The organism is Colwellia piezophila ATCC BAA-637 (assembly GCF_000378625.1).
In the GTDB taxonomy this organism is placed as follows: domain Bacteria; phylum Pseudomonadota; class Gammaproteobacteria; order Enterobacterales; family Alteromonadaceae; genus Colwellia; species Colwellia piezophila.
This window is the reverse complement of the sequence record NZ_KB905182.1, coordinates 1-23012: the sequence shown is the minus strand read 5'-3', so window position 1 is coordinate 23012 and position 23012 is coordinate 1. Positions and strand designations below refer to the sequence as shown.

At 35.8% G+C, this 23012-nt stretch carries 14 protein-coding genes and 1 rRNA gene; 6 read left to right on the top strand and 9 right to left on the bottom strand.

The features are described 5' to 3' along the window. Window positions 1-52 precede the first annotated feature (52 nt). A 5S ribosomal RNA gene (rrf, locus tag F580_RS0122770) occupies window positions 53-167 on the top strand. A 1565-nt stretch (window positions 168-1732) separates the two neighbouring features. On the opposite strand, the gene dusA is transcribed toward rrf, so the two are convergent. Beyond that, a complete protein-coding gene (dusA, locus tag F580_RS0122760) occupies window positions 1733-2722 on the bottom strand; it encodes a tRNA dihydrouridine(20/20a) synthase DusA (RefSeq protein WP_026301620.1) in 990 nt (329 codons plus the stop codon). 176 nt (window positions 2723-2898) lie between these two features. Between dusA and F580_RS0122755 the strand changes: the two genes are divergently transcribed. Next, on the top strand, window positions 2899-3996 hold the full coding sequence (locus F580_RS0122755; protein WP_026301619.1) for a site-specific integrase: 1098 nt from the start codon (window positions 2899-2901) through the stop codon (window positions 3994-3996). Between the two features lie 97 nt (window positions 3997-4093). Then, window positions 4094-5296 carry a site-specific integrase gene (locus F580_RS0122750; protein ID WP_019030067.1) on the top strand — a complete coding sequence of 401 codons (1203 nt, stop codon included), beginning with the start codon at window positions 4094-4096 and terminating at the stop codon, window positions 5294-5296. A gap of 661 nt (window positions 5297-5957) precedes the next feature. On the opposite strand, the gene F580_RS0122735 is transcribed toward F580_RS0122750, so the two are convergent. Next, window positions 5958-6623, bottom strand: coding sequence for a hypothetical protein (locus F580_RS0122735; RefSeq protein WP_019030064.1), 666 nt, complete (start codon window positions 6621-6623; stop codon window positions 5958-5960). A 130-nt stretch (window positions 6624-6753) separates the two neighbouring features. On the opposite strand from F580_RS0122735, the gene F580_RS0122730 reads away from it, so the two are divergent. Then, on the top strand, window positions 6754-6993 hold the full coding sequence (locus F580_RS0122730; protein WP_019030063.1) for a hypothetical protein: 240 nt from the start codon (window positions 6754-6756) through the stop codon (window positions 6991-6993). Window positions 6994-7887: 894 nt separating this feature from the next. Beyond that, window positions 7888-8757 carry a hypothetical protein gene (locus F580_RS0122720; RefSeq protein WP_019030061.1) on the top strand — a complete coding sequence of 290 codons (870 nt, stop codon included), beginning with the start codon at window positions 7888-7890 and terminating at the stop codon, window positions 8755-8757. Window positions 8758-10124: 1367 nt separating this feature from the next. On the opposite strand, the gene F580_RS0122710 is transcribed toward F580_RS0122720, so the two are convergent. From F580_RS0122710 to F580_RS0122685, 6 genes are all read right to left on the bottom strand, one after another. Then, window positions 10125-13310, bottom strand: a complete 3186-nt coding sequence (locus tag F580_RS0122710) for a type I restriction endonuclease subunit R (RefSeq protein WP_019030059.1) — start codon at window positions 13308-13310, stop codon at window positions 10125-10127. Window position 13311: 1 nt separating this feature from the next. After that, the gene (locus F580_RS26755; RefSeq protein WP_019030058.1) at window positions 13312-17205 is read right to left on the bottom strand and encodes a lipase family protein; all 3894 of its coding nucleotides are present in this window, start codon (window positions 17203-17205) and stop codon (window positions 13312-13314) included. Between the two features lie 3 nt (window positions 17206-17208). Beyond that, window positions 17209-18486: a restriction endonuclease subunit S gene (locus tag F580_RS25190; RefSeq protein ID WP_019030057.1), complete on the bottom strand. Its 1278-nt coding sequence runs from the start codon at window positions 18484-18486 to the stop codon at window positions 17209-17211. Further along, window positions 18486-20120, bottom strand: a complete 1635-nt coding sequence (locus tag F580_RS0122695; RefSeq protein ID WP_019030056.1) for a type I restriction-modification system subunit M — start codon at window positions 20118-20120, stop codon at window positions 18486-18488. Before F580_RS0122695 ends, F580_RS25190 begins: the two co-directional genes overlap by 1 nt. A 264-nt stretch (window positions 20121-20384) precedes the next feature. Then, window positions 20385-20783 (bottom strand): hypothetical protein, encoded by a 399-nt coding sequence (locus F580_RS0122690; protein ID WP_019030055.1) that lies wholly within the window; start codon window positions 20781-20783, stop codon window positions 20385-20387. 70 nt (window positions 20784-20853) lie between these two features. After that, a complete protein-coding gene (locus F580_RS0122685; protein WP_019030054.1) occupies window positions 20854-21165 on the bottom strand; it encodes a hypothetical protein in 312 nt (103 codons plus the stop codon). A gap of 352 nt (window positions 21166-21517) precedes the next feature. Here F580_RS0122685 and F580_RS0122680 point away from each other — a divergent pair, with 352 nt between their 5' ends. Beyond that, window positions 21518-22033 carry a pyocin activator PrtN family protein gene (locus tag F580_RS0122680; protein ID WP_019030053.1) on the top strand — a complete coding sequence of 172 codons (516 nt, stop codon included), beginning with the start codon at window positions 21518-21520 and terminating at the stop codon, window positions 22031-22033. Window positions 22034-22741: 708 nt separating this feature from the next. On the opposite strand, the gene F580_RS0122675 is transcribed toward F580_RS0122680, so the two are convergent. Then, the coding region (locus F580_RS0122675; protein WP_019026269.1) for a transposase at window positions 22742-23012 on the bottom strand (271 nt) is incomplete at its 5' end.

The following is a 23012-nucleotide window of genomic DNA, read 5'->3' as shown; positions in this document are numbered from 1 at the left end:
AAACGATATTTATGCTCTTTGAGCAAAGCTTTCTAAGATTGTACCCTTTTTGTTTAGCGACAATAGCGCTGTGGCCCCACCTGATCCCTTTCCGAACTCAGAAGTGAAACGCAGTTGCGCCGATGGTAGTGTGGGAGTTCCCATGTGAGAGTAGGACATTGCTAGACTTCTAATAAGAGAAGCCCGTTACGAAAGTAACGGGCTTTTTGCTGTTTGGGATTTGAGAATAAGCGCGAATAAATTCTCGTCTACGGTATGAGACCTGTGTAGGCGGGATTTAAATCGCGTAATATAATAGCGGAGGAGGTGAGAGCGTGTGGGTGTTTTTCCCTTTATGTGAGACTAGGACATTCTCCACTTCACTCTCTAATAAATGACAAGAAGCCCGATTCGAAAGAGTCGGGCTTGTTGCTGTTTGGGATTTGAGAATAAGCGCGAATAAATTCCCGCCTACGGTATGAGACCTGTGTGGGTGTTTTTCCCTTTATGTGAGACTAGGACATTCACCACTTCACTCTCTCATAAATGACAATAAGCCCGATTCGAAAGAGTCGGGCTTTTTGCTGTTTGGGATTTGAGAATAAGCGCGAATAAATTCTCGCCTACGGTATGAGACCTGTGTAGGCGGGATTTCAATCGCGCAAGATAATAGCGGAGGAGGTGAGAGCGTGTGGGTGTTTTTCCCTTTATGTGAGACTAGGACATTCACCACTTCACTCTCTCATAAATGACAATAAGCCCGATTCGAAAGAGTCGGGCTTATTGCTGTTTGGGATTTGAGAATAAGCGCGAATAAATTCCCGCCTACGGTATGAGACCTGTGTAGGTGTTTTTCTCTTGATGTGAGAGTAGGACATTCTCCATTTCTATTTTGTACTTCAGTACACGATAAAGCGGTAGTTAACGCTACGGTATTCTGCTTTCTGGGATTTTAAAAGTCGCATCGAGGCTTGGTGACTTATGCCAGTCAACCTCATGAGAGTGTGGAAGATTAGTCGTAGATATTTAGCGAAGCACGACGTTAAAAGTTCTGATTTTTAGTTGTCAGACCATAAAGGTTGTTTGATATTTATGAATAGTGCATTGCTGGTCGCGTAAGTGATATCAGACATACTCACTTTTTTATAATAAAGGACTGATCTCTATTGAGCGAGGCGTTTACCCTAAGTGTATTTGTTGAAATAGATAGGTGGTGAAACCCTAATCTTTCTTAATATAACACCATGATATTTATTCATCGCTGTTTTGTTAAACATCATAAATAGGTAAAAATTAGAGCTAAAGAAATATAGCCTTTTTTTCTTATATTCACTTACCTATAGCTTAGCTTCAAAAGCACCAACTACCATGGATATAAAAAGCATGGCTGTAGCGGGTATTGTAGTAAGAATGAATAATGTGTTTAAGTCTAGCATGGTCTTTCCCTGTATTTTTTGCACTCACGATAAGGCTAAAGAGTATGCAAAAGTGTTTGTATTTATTACTAAGTTGCAATAAGTGTTACAAAGGTTGTGCCAAAGTTTGAATTATTTATTAAGTTGTTGAAATATATATGAATTAAGTTTTTTCAACTTGAAGTGATAAAGGGTAGTTGTGGATACTTGTATCGAAGTGGTTATATAGACTAATTTATGGTTAGAATTAGGGTTAATTAGTTCATTGTATTAACTAAACATATCGTCGGCCTCTCAATATTGGGACAAGGATTCCCAATATCGAGATAAAATGAGGACTACTCAGGCAATGTTACCTTATTAAATGCATCAAGGAGAACTTGACCGTCAGCTCCATCCTTACCAGCGTATTCGCTCAGGTGTTGCCTAAACTTACGGGCACCGGATAAACCATTACACAGCCCTAGCATATGACGTAATATATGCCATGCGCGCCCACCACTACTAACGGTAACATTGATATAAGGAATCATTAACTCAATAACTTCTGTTCTTGTTAACTTGGAACTATTTGTTTGATAAATTTCGTTATCGGCATCGGTAAGCATATAGGGGCTATTATAAATCTCACGCCCTATCATAACTCCATCAATGTGTTTGAGGTGTTCATTCGCTTCGGCAAAAGACTTAATGCCACCATTTATTGATATTTCTAGGTCTTTGAAATTATTTTTTATTTGGTAAACACGCTTATAGTCTAGAGGGGGGACATCACGGTTCTGTTTAGGACTTAACCCCGTTAACCAAGCTTTTCTTGCGTGGATAATGAAATGTCGACAATCAGCTTGTGCTACCTGCTCTATAAAAGTGTGCAGGAACTCGTAGGAGTCTAAGTCATCAATACCGATACGTGATTTGACCGTAACCGGAATATTAGTCGCGGCTTGCATTTGATTAACACATTCGGCAACGAGGGAAGGCTCTGCCATCAAACATGCACCGAAACGGCCATTTTGAACTCTATCAGACGGGCAGCCAACATTAATATTAACTTCATCATAACCATATTGTTCGGCAATTTTTGCACATTCAGTCATGGCCTTCACATCACTACCACCAAGTTGCAATACTAAAGGGTGCTCGGCTTCGTTATAGGATAAATAATCACCTTTTCCGCGTAAAATAGCGCCAGTGGTTACCATCTCAGTGTAAAGCACAGTGTGCTTTGACATAAGCCGGTAGAAGAAACGGGAATGTTTATCAGTCCAATCGAGCATTGGAGCTACTGATAACTTGTGGGATATTGTTTTTTTTGAAAAAGAAGACATAAAACCTCATAAATCATAAACTTACAGAGACACTTGAGTTTATTGGTTAATTAATACTTGCGTATAAAATGCGATGAATTCCCCTGTAAAGCCTTCTTGGTGGAACTAAAACCCCATTATGGGGGAACTAAAACCTCCTTGATTGATATTAAAGAGGAAGTAAAGGGCAACGTATTATGGCGAATTATACCATTAGTAAAAAAACAAGAAAGAGCGGAATTGTTTATTGTGCACGAGTTCGCTCAAAAGAGTCAGGAACTGTGACATTTTCAAAATCGAAAACGTTTAATTCAAAAATAGCCGCAACAAGATGGGCTAGAGAAATTATTCACAAAGTCGAAAAAAACTTATTTAATGAACCTTTTGAATTAATCGACTGTACGCTTAAAAAATTAATCATAACTTACATTGATAAAAAGCAAAAATCAGAAAAACCACTAGGAAGAACAGCTTTACATTCGCTAACACAAATCAAGAAATCCTCTTTCGCGCAGTTATTAGTCAGCAAAATAACATCCGCTGATTTAGTTAATTTTTGCCTTGAAAGGAGAAATAGTAAAACCTCTCCCTCTGCCCAGACAATTTCAGTGGACATTAGTTGTATTAGGAAGGTTTTAAAGGTTGCAAAGTCAATGCTCAATATCAATGCTAATGATCAATGTATCGTTAATGCTTATCCTGCTCTTCATGATTTAAAACTGATCGCAAGATCCTCTAAAAGAGAAAGAAGATTAAAGGAAGGTGAACTTGAAGACCTCCTAACAGCGTTAAAACTTAAAGAGTCTCACCACTGTTGTATTATTCCTTATCAAGATATTTTTGTAATTTCTTTACTTACATGCTGTCGAATTGGTGAAGTTTGCAAATTACAATGGCAAGATTTAAACACTAAAGATCGAACTATTATTGTTAGAGATCGAAAATCACCGGATGGCTCACTTGGTAATCATTCTCTATTACCATTATTGTCTGAATCACAAGAAATACTGCTTAGGCAACCTCGTACTAGCGATAGAATATTTCCCTTTAACTCCCGATCTATTACTTCGGGATTCAGACAGGCCACAAAAAAATTAGGCATTGAAGACCTTCGCTATCACGACCTAAGAAGGGAAGGCGCAAGCCGACTTATTGAACTAGGTCTTTCAGTTGAAGAAACGGCGAGAATAACGGGCCATAAAGATCTTAATGTGCTTTGGCAAGTTTATGTTTCAATAAATCCAAACCATTTTGAATTATTTAATAAAACACATAAAAAAGTATTTTTACTTTAAAATCAATCTGATGCACAAAGTCATGTAAGGCTGGTTTTGAGAGATTAAACCGAAGGTTTAATCTCTATGCCATCATCATTCTTTATAGGAAAATGAAATGGCATCTTACAAGATAACCCCTAAAGCACAAAAGAAAAAAGGCTCCGGCTTCGTTGTTAGAGTACGTTGTAAAAGCAAACCTTTTAGTAGGAGTGAACCTTATGATAAAAGTTCATTTTTCACCTGCAAAGAAATAGCAAAAACGTTTGGTGAAAATGAAAAGCACAGACTTGAGCAACTAAACCAGATTAATAACACACCTGAATATGATAAAAAATTAGTTTTATTTAGTAATTTTAAAGCTAGCGATGAAATAGAGTTATCCAACTCGTCATCTCTAGGTGATTTTATTAAATCATTTCTTAAATATAACGAAACTATCCCAAAACCTTTTTGTAACACCGCTAAAGGTGCATTGAATAAAGTTTTACAACATACATTGTCAGGTATTCCATATAATCAAGTTACTTATAATGATTTGGCTATTTATTGCGAAGAGCGATTAGAAACTTGTAGTGCTTCTACCGTTCGAATTGATATTAGTAGCTTAAAAAGAGCTATTAACGACATGGCAGACATACGTAAAATAGAACTTTCAACAAACCCAATAACCACACATTATTCACAGTTAAAAAAAGCTGGCTATATCGCTAATTCAGGTACGCGTGTAAGACGATTAAAAAAAGGAGAGCTACGAAGAATAATCAGAGAGTTTAGGAAATACCAAAAATCTAACAAGGTGACGATTATATATTCAGCCTTAGTTTGCCTTTATATATCAACCTGTCTTCGTCGCTCAGAGCTTGTAGCCCTTACTTGGGGAGATATAGATTTTGAAAATGGTGAAATCACAATAAGTACAGGAAAAAACACAAAGCCAGGTACTAATAGTGCTGATGTAGAACCTCGTGATGTACCCATGCTTGATATTACAGAAAGTATTCTCTCTAAAATTAAACCTGATAACGCTTCCGATGATATGTTGATCTTTGATATCAAAGCAGAATCCTTATCTTCAATATTCCCTAGAATAATGGCAAAGATTGGTATTGAAGATTTAAGGTTGCATGATTTACGAAGAGAAAGTATCTCACAATTCCTAGAAGCTGGTTTTAGTGAAAATCATATCTCCTTATTCACTGGGCATCGTGATATTAAAATGATTAGAGAAGTTTATAACGCAATGAAGGTAAAAAATATTGTTAATAATAAAAATCAAAGATCTAAATGTCATAACATCATTGTAAAAAAAGCCGCTTAATTTGAAATGGCACAGTTTTTTTTGAACACTAGCAATCACTAGGCACTCATTTGAGTGCCATTTTTACTTAGGATGATGGTATATCACGCTTAAGCAGTTTTGACTTTATAATAATTAAAATCACGGGGATTAAAATAAAGATACTGCCGATAACTGCCATCGCGATTTGAAAAGAGGTCATTATTATATCCTGTCTATTAATGTTTTATAAAACTATATTAAACACTATGAGTGATGATGGTTTTGTAACTCTAGTATAGCGTAATAGTTTGTGGTTTTAATATTTGTGATAGAGCAGATGCATTATTTTGGTTTTACTATGTAGAACAGCATGTATAAAAAAAGCTGTTTCCAATTATGTGTGTTCTTTGGCTCAGCTAGCCAATCTTGATACAGGCCGAAACCTTTTGATATCTTCAACGTCATCAATTGCGACAGCAGGATAAAGAACAAGTCATTATTTGTTGCTAGAAATATACCGATGAAAAATATGAAAAAAGAGATTAAGGCTATTATAAAAACTTTCTCTGCCAACTTATAACTTAACTTTGTGCTCGTGAGTTTAATGATCTTTATTCTTGGCAAAGCGACATGAACAAATGCAAACATCAACAGACAAAACACAAACAGCGTAATTAGCGCCCAGTTTAAATTACTCATATCACCACTCATCCATACTGTTAATTAAGCAGTCATTTATGTCTTCAAACGAGCTACTACAGATATCATCAAGTGATGAAAAACCATCATCGTGTGGATTATTATCCCAATCACTTTGCCCTATACAGTTCCCCCCTACATCTATTAGACTATTTCCAAGTAAAACTAACCCAGAATTTGGGTTAATTTTGATCCCATCAAAAATATCACTATCACTGATAACACCATTATTAAAAAAGTCATCGTCATCATATAGACCACGGCTAATAGATGTAGAAAATAAAGTATTGTCATCCCAAGAGTCATCAACTGAAACGATATTATTTTCAACAGGAAGATAAACTCGTCTTACACATTTAGCCTCAGCTTTCCTCTTAGCACGCTCTCTTGCTCTAACTCTGAACCCTTGTTGTCTTTGTTGTTCTTTCATTGCAACCTGCTCAGGGTAGCTTAGATAGTCTATATCGACATCAACCTTTTTACGTGACTGAATGATTGCTTTTATCTCTTCAGCAGTTTTACTAAAGTCACCGTAAGGCGATGATGCGGCAAGTTTAATAACGGTGAAAAATGTAAATAGTAAAACTACAAAGCCGAAATAAACCTGACCTTTTGCAATAAGTATTAGTGCGACAGATAAAATAAAAATAACGCTTAGTGATTTCATCACTCTCAACCTTGTCTCATTAATAGTAAAAATACATTAATGATTAAAAGTACAAGATCAACTATTAATTACGATAAAAATCATTAAAGTACAGCAATAGAATTGACTAATTTTTTGAAGGTGTAGAAGAATGAGTGTTATAGCGTTCCCTAGGTATTGTGAAGTAGAACTCCTCATGAACAGGTACGGCATTAAAAATAATGATATTGATAAGCAGTTAGTTAAAGTAGCGATTACCGAAGTAAGAAAAACGCATGGCGTTTTTCAAGAACGACATTTTAAAGCGGTTGTTCAACTGCTCGCGCACGATTGGCTGCCTACCGACATTCCTGTTCTATTACCCCCTCCAACAGCTGAACTTTATAGATAATTAGGCATAAAAAAGCGCTGACATCGACTTATCAATGCAGCACTAACTTTTGACCTATTTCCCTTTTTGATTATTTAATGTTGTCCTTTGTAAATTACACCATAATAAATGCCTCATTTAATGTTAGTTGGGCTTTTGAATTTTTTCGGGAAGGGGTAACTAGGTTCAGCCCAACAATTTTAATCACTCGATGTAGATGCGCTTTCTACATCGAGTTTTCAAATCATAGCTATTGTGTCAGAAAAGCAATTTCCGTAATAATGTAAGGTTATGCATCCCCAGATGATGCTGATTCTCTCTGAAAGAAATAAAAGCATTTTTACAAAGTAAAAACTGCAAAAAATACGTCTTGGAACAAGACATGCAAAAGCGTAGCTTAATGAAACGAAGTTGTAATGAAGCGAAGCACGCGCATGTTCGGGCTGGCCCGAACCAACCCCGCTACAGTTTTGCCTTAGCAAAAGATACTGAAAAATTTGCAAGATTTTGAAAGTATCCCTTGATTTTTCGGAAGAAAAATAACTCACAGCGATAGCTGAAACGTAAATGCAGAATGCATACGTGAGAGTTGATTTAGGGGGGTTGGTACGGGGCAACGCCTCGAACATGCGCGAATGGTTTTAAATGCTAGAGCGCAGCTCGTAAAGTTATCTCATTGCGCAGCAATAATAGAGATGACGTGCATTTCAAACCATATGACTGTATTACAAAGTAATAAAGTCATCAGCCGAAGGCTGCTTTAGTTGTGATAATTATCACAACTTTCATCACGAGATATTTTTCACAACAACTCGTGATGAATGTATCAATCAATTTATCAAAACAAAATAATTCGCAACAGGTAAAACTATATAAAGACACTCAATTAGCAAAACAATTTTATGGAGTGTTTTAGTGATTACTATTAATAACACAGATAACGGCAATATTTTAAATGACTACTCAAAATACCTTTCATTATTAATGTATTTTGAAAGAGGTGTTAATAATAACATCACCGGAAAACGTAGGCGTGAATTAACAATTAAATTGGTTGCTCGTTTTAATATAATCTCACCTCTTATCATTCGTTGGCTTTATGGCATTAGCCGTCATCAAGCACTTGAACACCTAAACAAACTGGTCAAAGAAAATTTACTTATAATGGTTCAAACACACCGTTCACCTGATGGTCGTGTATATACGTTGTCTTATGATGGTTCAAAATATGCAGAAGATGTATTGAGCATTCAAATATATTTTCGTTCAGCAAAAAATCCAGCTTTAAATATCAATCAAAATTCAATCTTGCACGATTTAATTTGTTTATATGTGAGTATGCGGGGAATACAAAATACATTAGCTGACCGTACACGTTCGCCACTATGGGGAGGTTTTGTCACTGAGATTGAATTTAAGCGATTATTTAAAAGTCATAACGTTCGCAATGTCGATGGTATTTTAAAAATGAACGGTGATAGTTACATTGCGCTTGAAGTAGAGCATTCATTTAAAAATAAAAATGCAAGAGAACAAATATTACAAAAATGGCTTTACGCTATAAAAAATGGTTATTACAGCAAAGTGTTCTTATTTTCCCATTCAGTTGACATATTTTATGATATCAAGAGATTTCATAAACAACTATTTGAAGAATTACCCAACCGATTTGACAAAAAAACTAGACAACCAATTTTAACTGATAGTGATGTTGAGCTACTCAAATCATCAATTATTTTCCGGACAAAATTCTGTGATGAAATATCAGAGCTATTTTACCAATAGACAACAAAAAAAGAGCACCCTAGTGGGTGCTCAATCATTAACGTTTAATGCATAATTCATATCGATAACTAAAATATGCAAATAGCCAAGATATTGAATACGGTATAATGGCAAAAAATATTAATTGAATCTCCGATAGTGGTATTTGAGGATTCACCTCAATAATCTCTAAAATATTTAACAACCCAACTAATATCGACATATCGGCCATAACTTTAAAAATCATTTTAAACTCTTTCAAAAACATACTGATAAGTAAGTTTTTCTTTGTTCTCATGCAAATCTCCTATTAATGTCTTACTTGCATGAGTAAATAGCGTTGCGGTAGGGAAATTTTGTCTTAAGAAAAGAAAAAACAGGCACAAAGTGCCTGTTTTTTTTATTACTCTACCAATCCGAGATCTCTATCAACTTCGCTTTCGAAATCAATAAAGCAGTGAAAGAGCCTACTCGTTCACTCTACATTTAATATAATACCCATCATAGGCGATGGAAGCAGCGGTATTTTTCGAAGTCTCGGTTGAGTATCCTCATTAAATAACATCTGACCTAACATTTAATAAGACCTAGACAAGAGAATTTGTCATATCTAAGCCGTCGTCCAGTGATTACTTAACACTTCAGCTTGTTGTAAACACAAATCTGGGAATCTTCATTCGGTATGAGATCTTGTTACATGGTCGATTTTAAAAGCTGTCACTACTTATTACCTAGTTAACCAAGAATAACTATAGCCTTTCCCTAACAAGTCACTCTTCAGCTCTTTTTGGATCTGCTTTCCTATATCAGAAGAACTTACATCAGTCGCGTCTGTAGAGTAATACCTAAATAACATTTCCATAAAAGTATGGTGAATTGGAAAATTTGATCTAGGAAACAATGTTTTGGCTTTTTTAACAATAGAGTTCAATTAATACCTTCCCTGTACGACAAGTCTGTCATTTGGCTTATTCACTATGACAGTTAAGTAGATTTGCTAATTACTTGGATTCAACTTATATCTTAGTGTTATTTTTAACTTCGGTGGTTGTGGCACCTATGTTTTGTGAATTGTTTCTTTCGGATAGTCCTATACCCACATTTATCACATTTTTTAATTAAATCATCTCTTCCTGTAAATTCTTTGAGTTTTTCCTCATGCTCTAAAAAGACGTGAAATGTAAGTTCAGGCTTGTTACTACATTTATGATCACAATATGGGCATCTTCGCTTTCCGTTAGCCTTGTGACTTGGTAATAATACGGGAATTACAACTTCATCTCTTATCATTCCTGTACCGCCACACCTTGGGCAATTGAAAGACAAGCCACTGCAACTACATAATCCTTTCATAGGAATACCATTTTAAAAATTCATTTTTCAATATATTAATGGCTATAAACACTCTGCCCTTGGCCTGGGTATTTTTCAAAAATATGCATATACACTTCGCTACATGTTTTCGGCCACAAATCATCATCATATGATTCAGGTAAGTTATCTAATACTTCCTCTATCATATTTTTAACCCTAGCTTTGGTACGTTGTTTTTTACGCCAATCAATAACTAATATTTCCTGCATTTTGTCGGTTAGTTCTTTGGCTATTTCTTTAACCTTATTACGCTCTTTGTCCGATAGCGGTGCACCTTGAATCATCAGGTCATATACCGCTAGTTCTTCTTCGGTTAAACCTTCACGCACTGTACGTTTTTCTTCATGCTCTAAATCAGTAATAAATTCTTTTAAAGTATTAAAGAACTCTTCTGCGGTATAGGCACCAAGGTTGTATTGCTCAACCAGCTCTAAGAACTTTTGTTGTAAATCTTGGCGAGCCTTATTTTTTAATACCATAGGTTGAAGTTTTCGTTCAATAAGGTTTTTTAAACGCTCTGCATCAGACGGTTTAGGTTTTTCAACTTTTGCAACCATTGTCGCAAGCGCATCAAAATCTATTTCAGCAATGTTTATTGGCTCTGGTAAGTTACTCTTGATCTGAATAGTCGATATTGACTCATCAAGTAACTCATTTACCTGATTTCTAACCACATCAAGTACATCTTCATCATCAATAGATAAACCAGACTTCAAGCGCATTTGCGAGTAAATGATATTAATGGCTATACGATGAGGAACATATTTATTAGCACTATCATCAGGCATTATAGCCTTGAAAATACGATTAATTTGTCTTACAAAAGCGGTGAATTCTTCTTTGTTTTTAGGCTCTAAAAGAATTTCGCTGGCATTATCTAACAATGACAATTTTGCAAAACCGTCAGCCGGAGAAGAAATGATTCCCGCTAAGTCTATATCTTTTGAGTTTAAGAATACTTGTAATTCACCAGTAGCGATACCAAGTGAAGTAACCAGTTCCGATTTGTCTTTTGCGGGGCTATCTACCTGGTAACCAGCCGCGCCTTCAGCTACACCGCCACCATACATCCCAAGCGCTTGTTGCAGAGCACTAAAAATATTGATGTAGTCAACAATTTGTCCCGCAGACTTACCTGCATAAACTCGATTGGCACGCGCAATGGTCTGCATTAGCGTGTGGCTTTTTAAAGGTTTATCTAGATAAAGTGTCGAAACTGCCGGAGCATCAAAGCCTGTTAGCCACATTGCACAAACAAATACTATTCGTAAGTCGTCTTCAGGGTCTTTAAACTTTTCATCCATTTTTTCTTTAAGAATACGCTCGCGGTGTGGTTTGTAGTTAAGACCTTTTTTAGCCAGGCGTTCATCATCATTTTGTCCACCTGATACTACAACCGCCATATCCATTGATGACATATGGTCAATTTGAAAATTTAACTTATTTAAACGACTGCCCGTTGCATACTTAGCTTGTATTTTTAAGCTTGATAACTTTATTTTCCATGCCGCTTGAACTTTGTCATACATTTTAATGGTGGTTGCTTTATCAATAGACACAACCATTGCTTTACCAAGCCTACCATCAGAAAAAGGGGCACGGTTTATATAGTGTTCAACGAGGTCTTTAGCTACGGTTTCTAAACGGTCATCACGGGTAATGATATGGTAGGCTTTTGAGAATTCAGTTTCTAATCGAGCTTCTTGTTCATCAGTTAGATCTGCTTCATCTAAAATTTCAGCAATTTCATCACCAATATCTTCATTTGATAATGATACTTCGGGTACACGATTTTCATAATATAATGGTAAAGTAGCGCCATCATCAACAGCATCAGAAAAATTATATATACTAATGTAATCACCAAACACTTCTTGTGTTTTTGCTTCTCCTGCGAGCAATGGAGTACCTGTAAATGCCATAAACGAGGCATTGGGCATAGCATTACGCATATTCATCGCTAAAGAGTCGTATTGGCTTCTGTGGGCTTCATCCGTGATCACAATAATATCGTCACGTTCAGATAAAACTGGATAGTTACCTTTTTCGTCACCTTTAAACTTTTGAATTAAGGTAAAAACAAAACGATGGTCTTCACTAAGTAATGCCTTTAATTGAACGCCAGACTCGGCTTGACAATTTTCAGTAACAATACCCGCAGCATTAAATGTCTTATAAATTTGATCATCAAGATCTGTTCTGTCGGTAACTAAAACAAACGTCCAGTTACCAGTATATTTACGAAAGGCTTTTTTACAGAAAAACACCATAGAAAAGCTTTTACCACTGCCTTGTGTATGCCAAAAAACACCTAACTGCCCTGATCGTTCTTTTACATTAGTTAAGCCAGAAAGCGCCTGATTAACCCCAAGGTATTGATGGTACTTAGCTATTATTTTTACGGTATGTTTTGTTTTTACAAACAATACATAGTTTTCAATTATATCGAGTAAACGGTTTTGCTCACATACACCACGTATAACAACTTCAAGGCTGACTTTACGTTGCTCAGACTCAGATTCTATCTTCTTCCATTCAGCAAAGTGTTCCCATTGACTTGAAATAGAACCAACCTTTGATTGCACACCATTAGATAAAAGGATTAATTGGTTAAAAGTAAATAACTGAGGGATAGTTGTACGATAATCAGCAAGGTTGTCTTTGTAAGCGGTTAATAGGTTTTTGTGGCTCGCCTTAAGCTCTACAAACACAAATGGAAGGCCATTAACAAAACCAAGTAAATCAGGACGACGTGTTTCAATCTCACCCGTTATGCTCATTTGGCTACATAAAAGAAAGTCATTTTCAGAAGCATTATCCCAATCTACATAACGAACAACACAATCTTCCTCACCTTCAGCTTCAGTGGTATAAACATAACCGTTTTGTAATAGCTCATACACTACTTCGTTAGCTGACACAGGTGTCATAGCGCTTCTATCTCGCGCTATTTCATCAATGGCTTCTTGAATGATAAATTGGTTAACATCAGGATTTAGCTTTAGTAGTGCCGCTTTTAAGCGAGCAAATAACACCACATCATTGCGTGTTTCTCTGCCAAAAAATAATGGTTCACTTATTAATGATTCATCATTTACTGAGCCAAATACTTCATCCCAGCAAGTAACTGTTTCCCAGTTTAATTCTGAAAACAGCTGTATTGCGGGTTGTTCTACTAAAGCGTCTTCCGTGTATGTCATTTTATCCTCTTAGCATGTTTTCTTCAGCATTCTGTTTCATTTCATATTCAATTTGACTGTCTATATACTCAACAAAATTTGAAGCCCAACTTTTTACCTTGCTGTTTTCATGTTCCATTAAAGGATGGATCAACTCTTTATCAGCTTCTAAATAAGGGACTAATGAACCAGACCATGATCTACTTGAAAAGTTTGCTGATATTTCACTAACAAAATCTTTATTGTCACCAAATTCAGATAATAAACTAACCATTAATGGGTTAATAACACGGTTGTCATCATTAGAGATAAACATAGATATTGCACGGCCGACAATTATTAAAGCAACTTCATCACAGCACCATTCAAGAACTCTTTTAGGTTCTAACAAGTCAAAAACACTATTAGTTCTTTTCTTGTAAGACTTCCCTCTACCTAACAAACCAATTAACCGATATTGTTTAAGTGCACTACCATCAATAAACTTATTAGCTACCTTAGGCCAGAGAAAATTGCCATGTAACTCAAATGCTTTATAAAAAGCAGTAGCTAAGTAATCCCATAAGTCTGAATAATCAACCTCGTAACCACCAACTTGTGCTATAAGATAATTGCACAATTTCATTGAAAATTTTTCGTCTTCTGTTTTAAGCAATCTTTCAACTATATTCAGCCATCGATAACTATCAGAATTTCTAGATTTATCTTCCTTGTTGAACGATACAGAAAGAACTAAATGAGCAAAAACAGGGGTTAATAATTCTAAATTATAATTAGTTCGCCCATGGACATACATAAAAACATTGTCAAGAGCTGCCCAAGCCGCTGTAGAATCAATTTCACTCAATGACATACAAAATTGAGCGATTTCTGATTCAGAAAGATGCTCAGTTGCTCGCCCATAAACCAGTATTGAAGCAGAGTGGCTAGGTAATTTCCCACTTCTTATTAATTCAATAAAATTATCTAAATGATAATTAACAAACGCACCTGTTCTTATTGCGTCAGGATAATATTCAATTAAATACTCATCAGATCCAATTAACTCTATTGTATCTTTCCACTCTTCAGGTGATTTTTGATATAAACCAACTAAAAATCCTGAAAAAAACTGTGTATTTAATTGTTTATGTTCACGTAAATAATTAAGTATCGCTTTAAGTAGCTCATCTATATTATCTGAATCTAACACTAAGTGTTTTGCAAAAACCCAGCTTTGTTTTTGTTCAGGGAAAGTCGTAAGCAATTGAATGTATTCTATTAACTCGGTATGACTATCTTTCAATTCTAGAGATAAACGCTTGGCATCTTCAGCAGCCATATCGATATAATGCCCATCATCATCTTCTTCATGCTCTCTTGATGGATTGAGAACAATCAATTGAAGTTTTTCTTCAAGATTGTCATCATCTGGTGACAATAATTCTTCCCAAGAACGAAGATATTTAACTTGATCATCTTCCATACCTTTATGATCATATTGTAAAGCATGGGTAATAGATTGTGCTGCGGCAGGCCAATATTTACCCGTGAGTTCTATTACTTCTTTTATAAAAACATCCAATTGTTCAAACTGTTTATATTTTATTAAACCTCGAATATTGTGACCGAAAGCATCTTTAACTTGTTCAACTAATTGGCCTCGTTTAATTATTACAACCAATATGTCTAATAGTAACTGCCAATAATCATAAATTTCTTGCCACTTCTTTGGCATCCATTCTTTTAGTTCAGGCTTAGTACCTTGAAACTCAGCACCAATTGACCTTGAACCACCATGTGTATCAATTGCCGTTTTGATAGCTTCAATAATCACAATATCAGCGGTAAATATATTTAAGGCTGAAGCTTTATTTAATATCATAATCCTTTGTGAAAAATCAGCTTCAGTACCTGATAACTGCCAACGAAATAATTGAGAAAATTGACCTGATGAGTTGTTTCCATAACTCTCATTTTCAAATTGCGCCAACTTAAACAAGCACCATGAGGCTTTTTCAAAATAAGCCTGATGGAACACTAACATTTCAAGTGACCAAACAAAATTTCGCCTGACATCACCATCAATATTACTAATTTCATCATCAGACAAAGTTGATAAAATACGATATAACAGAACACTTGTTTCGTTAGGGTTCACTTCGACCAATGCGCGGAAAAGTCTTGAACCAGCTTTAGATAGCAACAATTCCGCTTGGGCTAAAGGGCTTCCGCCCTCGCAAAAATTCTTTACAAAATCTTGTACATTTATAGAGGAATCTAAAAAGACTATTTGCTTACAGAAACTATCAATAATTGTCTCATGAAGCCCTGCAATTAATTCACTTTGCCGCTCAAATAAACTATGTTTCCACCACTCCATAGCTAAGTTAACAGCAAGTGGTTTTGGAACAATTCGCGCAAAACGCCCTGTAACATTTATAAGCTGCTTCTCACTGAACTTAGTTATGACAGTATCAAAATCAATACCTGTGCTTTCAGCTACTTTATTAATTAAAAGTTTGTCTTTATTCTCTTCATCATTAATTCCTTTTTCACATCTAAAGGAGTCAAATAAAGACATAACTCGCAATAACTCACGTTGTTTTTCAGTTAATGTATTGTCCCCATTGATTAGCTTTTCGATTAGATCATCTTCAGTGAACTCTGCACTTAATTCACCGGAACTCCTAAAGTTTTCAATCAACATATCAACCAATAAAGGAAAACCTTCAACAAAATTAGAAATTCTATTAACGTAATTTTGATTAGCATTAGGCAACAATTGAACAACTAGTTCTTTAACTTTATCGATTGATAACTTTTCTAACTTAATATGAGCACTTGATTGAATTTTATCGTGATAAAAATCTACTGTTACAATTTTTAAGTTGTGTGGTTCGCTGAATACTTTTGCTATCTGATTATGTAAATTTACACTACAGTTCTCAATTATAACTAGAGCATCTAGTTGATCATCACAAGCAAGAATTAACTTCTCTATTAGTGACTCTTGACTGAAAGAAGCATTAAATATGAGAACAAGATCTTCTGGTATTTCATGTTTATCAATGAACTCTACAATTAATCTGGACTTTCCTAACCCTGATAAACCAGTTAGCCTTACTAATGGCTTGTCGGACTCAAAAGAAGATTGTAAGCCCTGTAAAGCTAACATCCTTTGTTCATCTTCAACATACTCAAGTTTATGATGCCGATCTATTTTCCTCCAGTTCCTATACGTTCTAGAAGCTCGTGTCATATATTTATCTAGATTTATACTAGATATAATGAACTTTGATAATTCAGATACTACGTTATCATTTTGATCATCTGGTTTTGCAATACCTGCATGATCTACATTGGGAATTGTCACCGTATCTTGATAATGAAATGATGAACTTGATCTAGAAACGACATCCTCAACAGCGGCTACTAAATTGAGAATTCGAATTTTTGATTCGTGATCTTCCTTAATCCAGCGTAAATTTATCTCACATAAACTGTCGGAGTTACTTTTTAGTGCGCCTACATGCTTGTTTAGCGGATTAATTATTTTACCGAAATTGGCCCAACCAGTCCCAGTATGCGGCACGTCTAAAAAACATATTTTAGTAATATTGTGCTTTATACTATGTAACTCCATCTGCTGGAGTAATTTTTTGACAACAATCCCACCATTGCTATGTGCTACTAATATAATTTCATCGACACTTAAGTTTTCGCACTTATTTCTCAAATCGGTAATGAAACCTTCCGCGATGTTTAAATGACTGGGGGCATGTTTCCAGAATTTAAGCTTATTTGGTGAAACATAATCTAAACATTGTATAAGGTATTTATCCCCAAAAATGTTCTTAATATATTCAGGAAATTTTCCCCAAGCCTTTTCAGAGTTTGAAGAATATCCATGAACAAAATATATATATTTAGCCACTTGTTAATCCTTTAATTCAAGTTGTCCTGATATTAATTTAGGTAACAGCATGTCGCGCTGTTTTTTAAGGTTTTCATTTCTTCTCGATAAATTGAAAATACTTTTAAACATCGGTTTAACTATTTTGGTAAATTCATTCATTAATTCTTTTGGTGGAACTGGCAAGTAATATGAGGCGAAACAGTCAACATGTACACGTTGGCGGCCTGTTGCGCCCGTCATGCTTTGGATAGCGTGCTCACGGAAATTGTGACTTCGAGATAGCAGATAAATAAATTCCGAGCTTAAGTCATCGCTTTGACGTAATACGATGAACTCAGTAGAGCCAAAACCTACAGGCTGTTCTGCTGTCAGAAATAGAACGTAGCCTGTTTTACCGTTTTGCAAACAAGGAGTGATCCTCGCAAACAAAGTATCTCCATTAATAAATTTTGCACCGCTATTACCTGCCTTTTCGATAATGTCGCCAATCACCATCGAACCTTGAGATAAACCACTCATACCAACAAATGGTTTCTCACCGTCTTTCACTAGCTTAGTTTTTGGGTTGATGGTGATAGCTTCAGCAGCAGTTTTAACCTGCCAACCTTCGGGGATTTTTCCTAGTGGTGAGTCGATGAGTTTTTGAGTGCCTTTACTTTCATTAAGAGCATCATTTAGAGAAGCATCGGCATGGCCTGGATAGCGGAAGTTAACAAACCATTCGCGGTAAAGGGATTGCGACATGTCTTCTAAAATAGCAATACGTCGGTTATTGTTTTCTATTAGGTTGTCGTAATTTTTGAGTCTTTTTACAATAGAAGTTTGTATTTCAATTGGTGGTAACTCTATTACCATCTGCCTAAGTTTTTCAATTGTAAAAGCTGGTTGCGCTGATCCAATTTTACATCGTTCTAACTCCCCTCGCCCTTTAGGAGATAAAAGCCAGTAATATAAGAAACTAGAATCTAATTTAGTAAAGTTTCTAAACCAAGTTAAGTTTCCATCTTTAAAATAGAAATCGCCATCATTATCAACTATGTATGGTTCGCCTAATAAAGCACCGATTGATGTTAGCAATAAGTCGCCATCTTTAGGGGAACCCAATTTACTGGAGATTTCTTTAAACTTCTCTTCGCTTATAAAAAGCGGATCTGAAACTTCTTTAATACCTTTATGCTTTTCACTTATTTCTTTAGCTCGAAAAAAAGGAATACCTGATGCTTGATAATCCGCTTTAAAAATCCGCTTAGAAGAGCCTACATCACATAGTTCATTAATTTTATATTGCGTAATAGACATTACATCGTTCCCACAATGTTCGCTACATTCTCAGATATTGAAATTTCTAACTCATGGGCTTCAGTATTCAAAACTTCCAGTTCTTCTTGAAAAGCTTCTAACCTAGCGGAAAAATCTTCATCATGTTCATGTTCACCTTCAGCAACACCAACATAACGACCAGGGTTTAAGCTATAACCTTGTTCGATAATTTCTGCTTTGGTTGCTACTTTACAAAGGCCAGCAATATCTTTATAGGTAAAGTCGCCATTATCAGCCTTGAAAAAATTATCAAGAGAATAAGCGCCATCATTGCCTGTGTCTGGATGCGTTTCTAAATAGGTGTTATCAATGTCTTGCCCACGATATAAACGCACAATATTGGCGATTAAGTTCAGTTGTTCACTGGTGTAATCTCGAACCGCACGAGTTACCTGACGGAAAACATGGCGAGCATCAATAAACAATACTTTGTCTTTATTTTTTACTGGTTTGTTTTTATCTAAAAACCATAAGGCACAAGGTAAAGTAACGGTGTAGAAGAAGTTACTTGATACCGCTACCATGACATCGACACCATCATCTTCAATCAGTTGTTGACGTATATTTTGCTCAGAGCTACGAGCATCACTGGCAGAGTTTGCCATAACAAAACCTGCTCGGCCTGTTTTGTTCAGTGCTGCGTAAAACATCTGAATCCAAAGGTAGTTACCGTTATCGTTGCGAGGCATACCGAATGGAAAACGTTGTTTGTCATCGACTAAACGGTCTTTTTGAATTTCATTTACGTTAAATGGCGGGTTTGCCATGACATAATCAAACTGGCCGTATTGCTTGCCATCAATGATTTCACCTTTGGCTAGCTCAAACGGGTCTTCGTAATAAGAGTTACCTTCTCTAATATCACCTTGTAAACCATGAACCGCTAAGTTCATTTTTGATAAACGCACGGTATCGCCTGTTTTCTCTTGCCCGAATATGGATAACTCATCAGAGGCATTTTTGTTATGGCTAGCGACAAAATCGGCAGAGCTGACAAACATACCACCACTACCACAAGCAGCGTCGAATACTTTGCCGTGGTAGGGTTCAATCACTTCAGTAATTAAGCGTACTAATGCTGATGGCGTGAAGAACTCACCACCACCTTGACCTTCCGTTTTAGCAAATTCATTAAGGAAGTATTCGTAGATACGGCCAAAAATGTCAGAGCCCAAACCAAAATCAATGGCAGTGAAGCTTTTAAGTAAGCCTTTTAGAATATCATTATCAAAACGGGTATAGGTTTTAGGTAGTGCATCTTTAATCGCCTCGTTATCAGCCTCTAGCGCTTTCATCGCGTTATTAACGTTAAGACCGATGTTTGCTCCTTCTGGTAAGGCGAGTAAATTTGAATAAAGCGCATCATCAGGCACATACATAGCACCTTCGGCCTGAATCTTAGACTTTATGTCGCCACCACGACGACGAGAACTGGTGTTAGCTTCAACACGCTCTTTCGCTTGGGTAAAACGAAACTCAGCATACTTAAGGAAGATTAAACCCAATATTGGGCGAGAGTATTCTTGTGCAGTAAGGCCAGTGTTGGCACGGAGAGAGTCGGCAGCCGACCATAATCTTTTTTCTAATGCTTCTATTTTCTTGAAATCTGCCATAGTTCCTGAGGCCTTGTTAAATCCTAATTCATATAAAAACCAGTGTATCAAATTGGTAGACAAAATATATAAAGATAAGTGTTAATTCTTTGATCTACAGGACTAAATACTTAATATTAGAGCGAACAATTAACAGCTATTACTAAAAAGGCAAACCAAATAACCAACCAATAACAGAGATTGGACTTACAGGGTTTACTTGTTATATTTAGAAAAAGTAGTAAACGTATAATAAAAAAAGCGAACCATAATGGTTCGCTTGAATTAAGCATTATCAATAATACTAAACCACCTGATTTCTGCCGCTTCAAAGAAGTCTCTGGGTTCAAGTAAAAAAATGCTTTCAAATTCATCAGCAAATAAGCTGCAAAACTCCGTAATTTCATCAATATACATAAGTAGAAAGGCGTACATCTCTATATCTTCTAAGTATTTTGATTCAAATTCAGAATGTTGATCAAGCATAGCTTTTGAAATGCTAATGCCTAATACTCTCCCAACATTGTCTTGATGCAAGTATATGTAGTTTGAATAGCTAAACTCTAGTCCATCACCATTATCAGCTACATCAGCTAAAAACAAGATGGTTGACGAATCACTATCCCAAATACTTTTACTTGCTCTCTTATATTTACGAATAAATTGTGTGCTTGTGTCGCTCATGTTTTTTCCTATTTAAGTTAGAATGTCCTCAATCTTTAATAGGCGTGTGCACGGGGAATTATACTTAGTGTTAGAAATCAAATTCAAGTTGTTCACAACCTCCAAAGCAGTCACTAATAAAATCATCATCTATTATTAGTGACTGTTCACAAGCAATACAAACTGACTTAATTAACTGTTCTAATACTGCTTTTGCTGCTTCTTGCTGTGGTTGTTCTAAATCCCAAAAATGGATTTCTAAAATATCCCGCCATAATATTTCAAAATTATAGTTGTTGTTATTTAGCTTCAATTGGTTAATAGCATGTTCGCTGTGAACTATTGCATTGCCAATTTCATTAGTGAGATTGATTAAATCTAGTGCTGATACGTAGTTGTTCATAAATTTCCTTTATTAAATATTAATATCAGAAGTAACTACGATTTAAGCTAGGAGAATTTTCGACATTATCAATAATTTACGTTTTGCACTAAAACCTATCAAAAAAATTTGATTCCGAGCAAAATAGTCTCATCTTTTAGCCAATGCTATCGCGAATGAATTTAGCTTCTACACAATTTTCACACTCTAAGACTCAATGCAATTCTCATATGCATTGGATAGATCTTAAGTGAAAGTGGCGAGTTTTTGAATATTTCCAAAGAGCTATAAGCGCATTGACCAAATAAAGTAAGAAAGATGATAATAACCTTGTTCCTTTTCAAACTGTATTTATTAACCGAGTGATATAAGAATGACATCGACTTTAGAACTTTTACAGCAAACCTATGGTGACACTGAGCAATTAGATTTAGCTGATGTTGCAGAAAAATATTTTGATTTAAAAGTATCCAGTTTGAAGAAGAAAATAAAATTGGGTGAAATCCCTAAATTTTTTTGTGATGCCATTACTAATGACAAAGTATCGATTGGATCTCTTGCTGAGTTACTTGATAGCTTACAAGCATTTAATACAACAGAAATGACAACTACAAGAAGTATTAGCCCCATAGCTAAGCTAATGCTTCAGTCTGATTTGACCGATATGTTTGGAGGCGTGTTGATCCCATATAAAATAGTCGCTGAAAAGATATTTCACTGGAAAGAAGGGACTGCAAAGTCGCGTTTAGCCAGCGGTAAAGTATCTGAAATGGGACTTGTGACTGTGAGAACTTATGAAAGCACCCAAGCTCCTGTGTTTGTTCTAGTTAACGATTTAGCTAATTTTTTATTATTAAAACGCAAGGTGCTAATTATGAATCATGTTTAAAAAGAAGGTTAATTTTCGAAGTATACTAGGGGGGATAATATGCCTAAAACAACACCTGTAAATTATTCTAAAAATAGTTATCGGAAGCTCTGAGTTTCCTCCTGCTATTACAATAGTATTCTGCCTGTTTTTGCTATCGCGACAGATCTAATGATCATCTACATACCTTTATGAATTTTTTTTCATCCACATAATATGGTTCATAGAGGGGATATTGCTTTCAATGCGTTAGAGATTGGACTTTTTTAGGTGTATTCATTCATCCCTGGATTTTTTAGACATTTTCATTCGTTCCCATAATAAATATTATCTTAAAGATAAGGTCTTAGAACGAAATTTTAATACGCATCAGTCTCAGTATTAGCAATATTGTCGGCTAGCTTTATCTTACTTCGGGGGGCACTTATTAGCGCCATAGGTTTTATGGCAACTTGTGCGCATTGACCTTAGCTACTGGTTATTCTTTAGGTCAACTGATACCACAGGCTGTGTGAAAACTCCCAGCTTAAAATTTTTATGTGACGCTACGTAAATTATCAGGTGGTTTTACATCAGACGTACTACAGAATTTACTCTACAGAGCTTTTTTCGTTGTTATTATCCAATTCCGTTAGTTCAAAATAGTTTTCACACAGGCTGACCACATTCGAGACATTAGACGTTAACTTGAATTAATACGTTTGGATTAGATTTTGGGCTCTTCTCCGGTTATGTGAGGTTGATTTTTGGATAAAAGATAGAATGCGTTGCTGGAACTGATGTTTGCCTTATTTTTAATTTGAAGTATTCGGTATCCCTTACTCCTCTGGCTCGCCTCCTAATCATCCCAATAGAAACATTTCCTGCCTCAATACGGGCACTGGTCAACTTATATTTGGCATAGTTACAAATGCCTACCTTGTGCATTCTTAGTCCGACTGCAAAATTATGTAAGGCCAATATATTAGTTGATTCTGCTAGACGGCACCAAGCTTCAAGT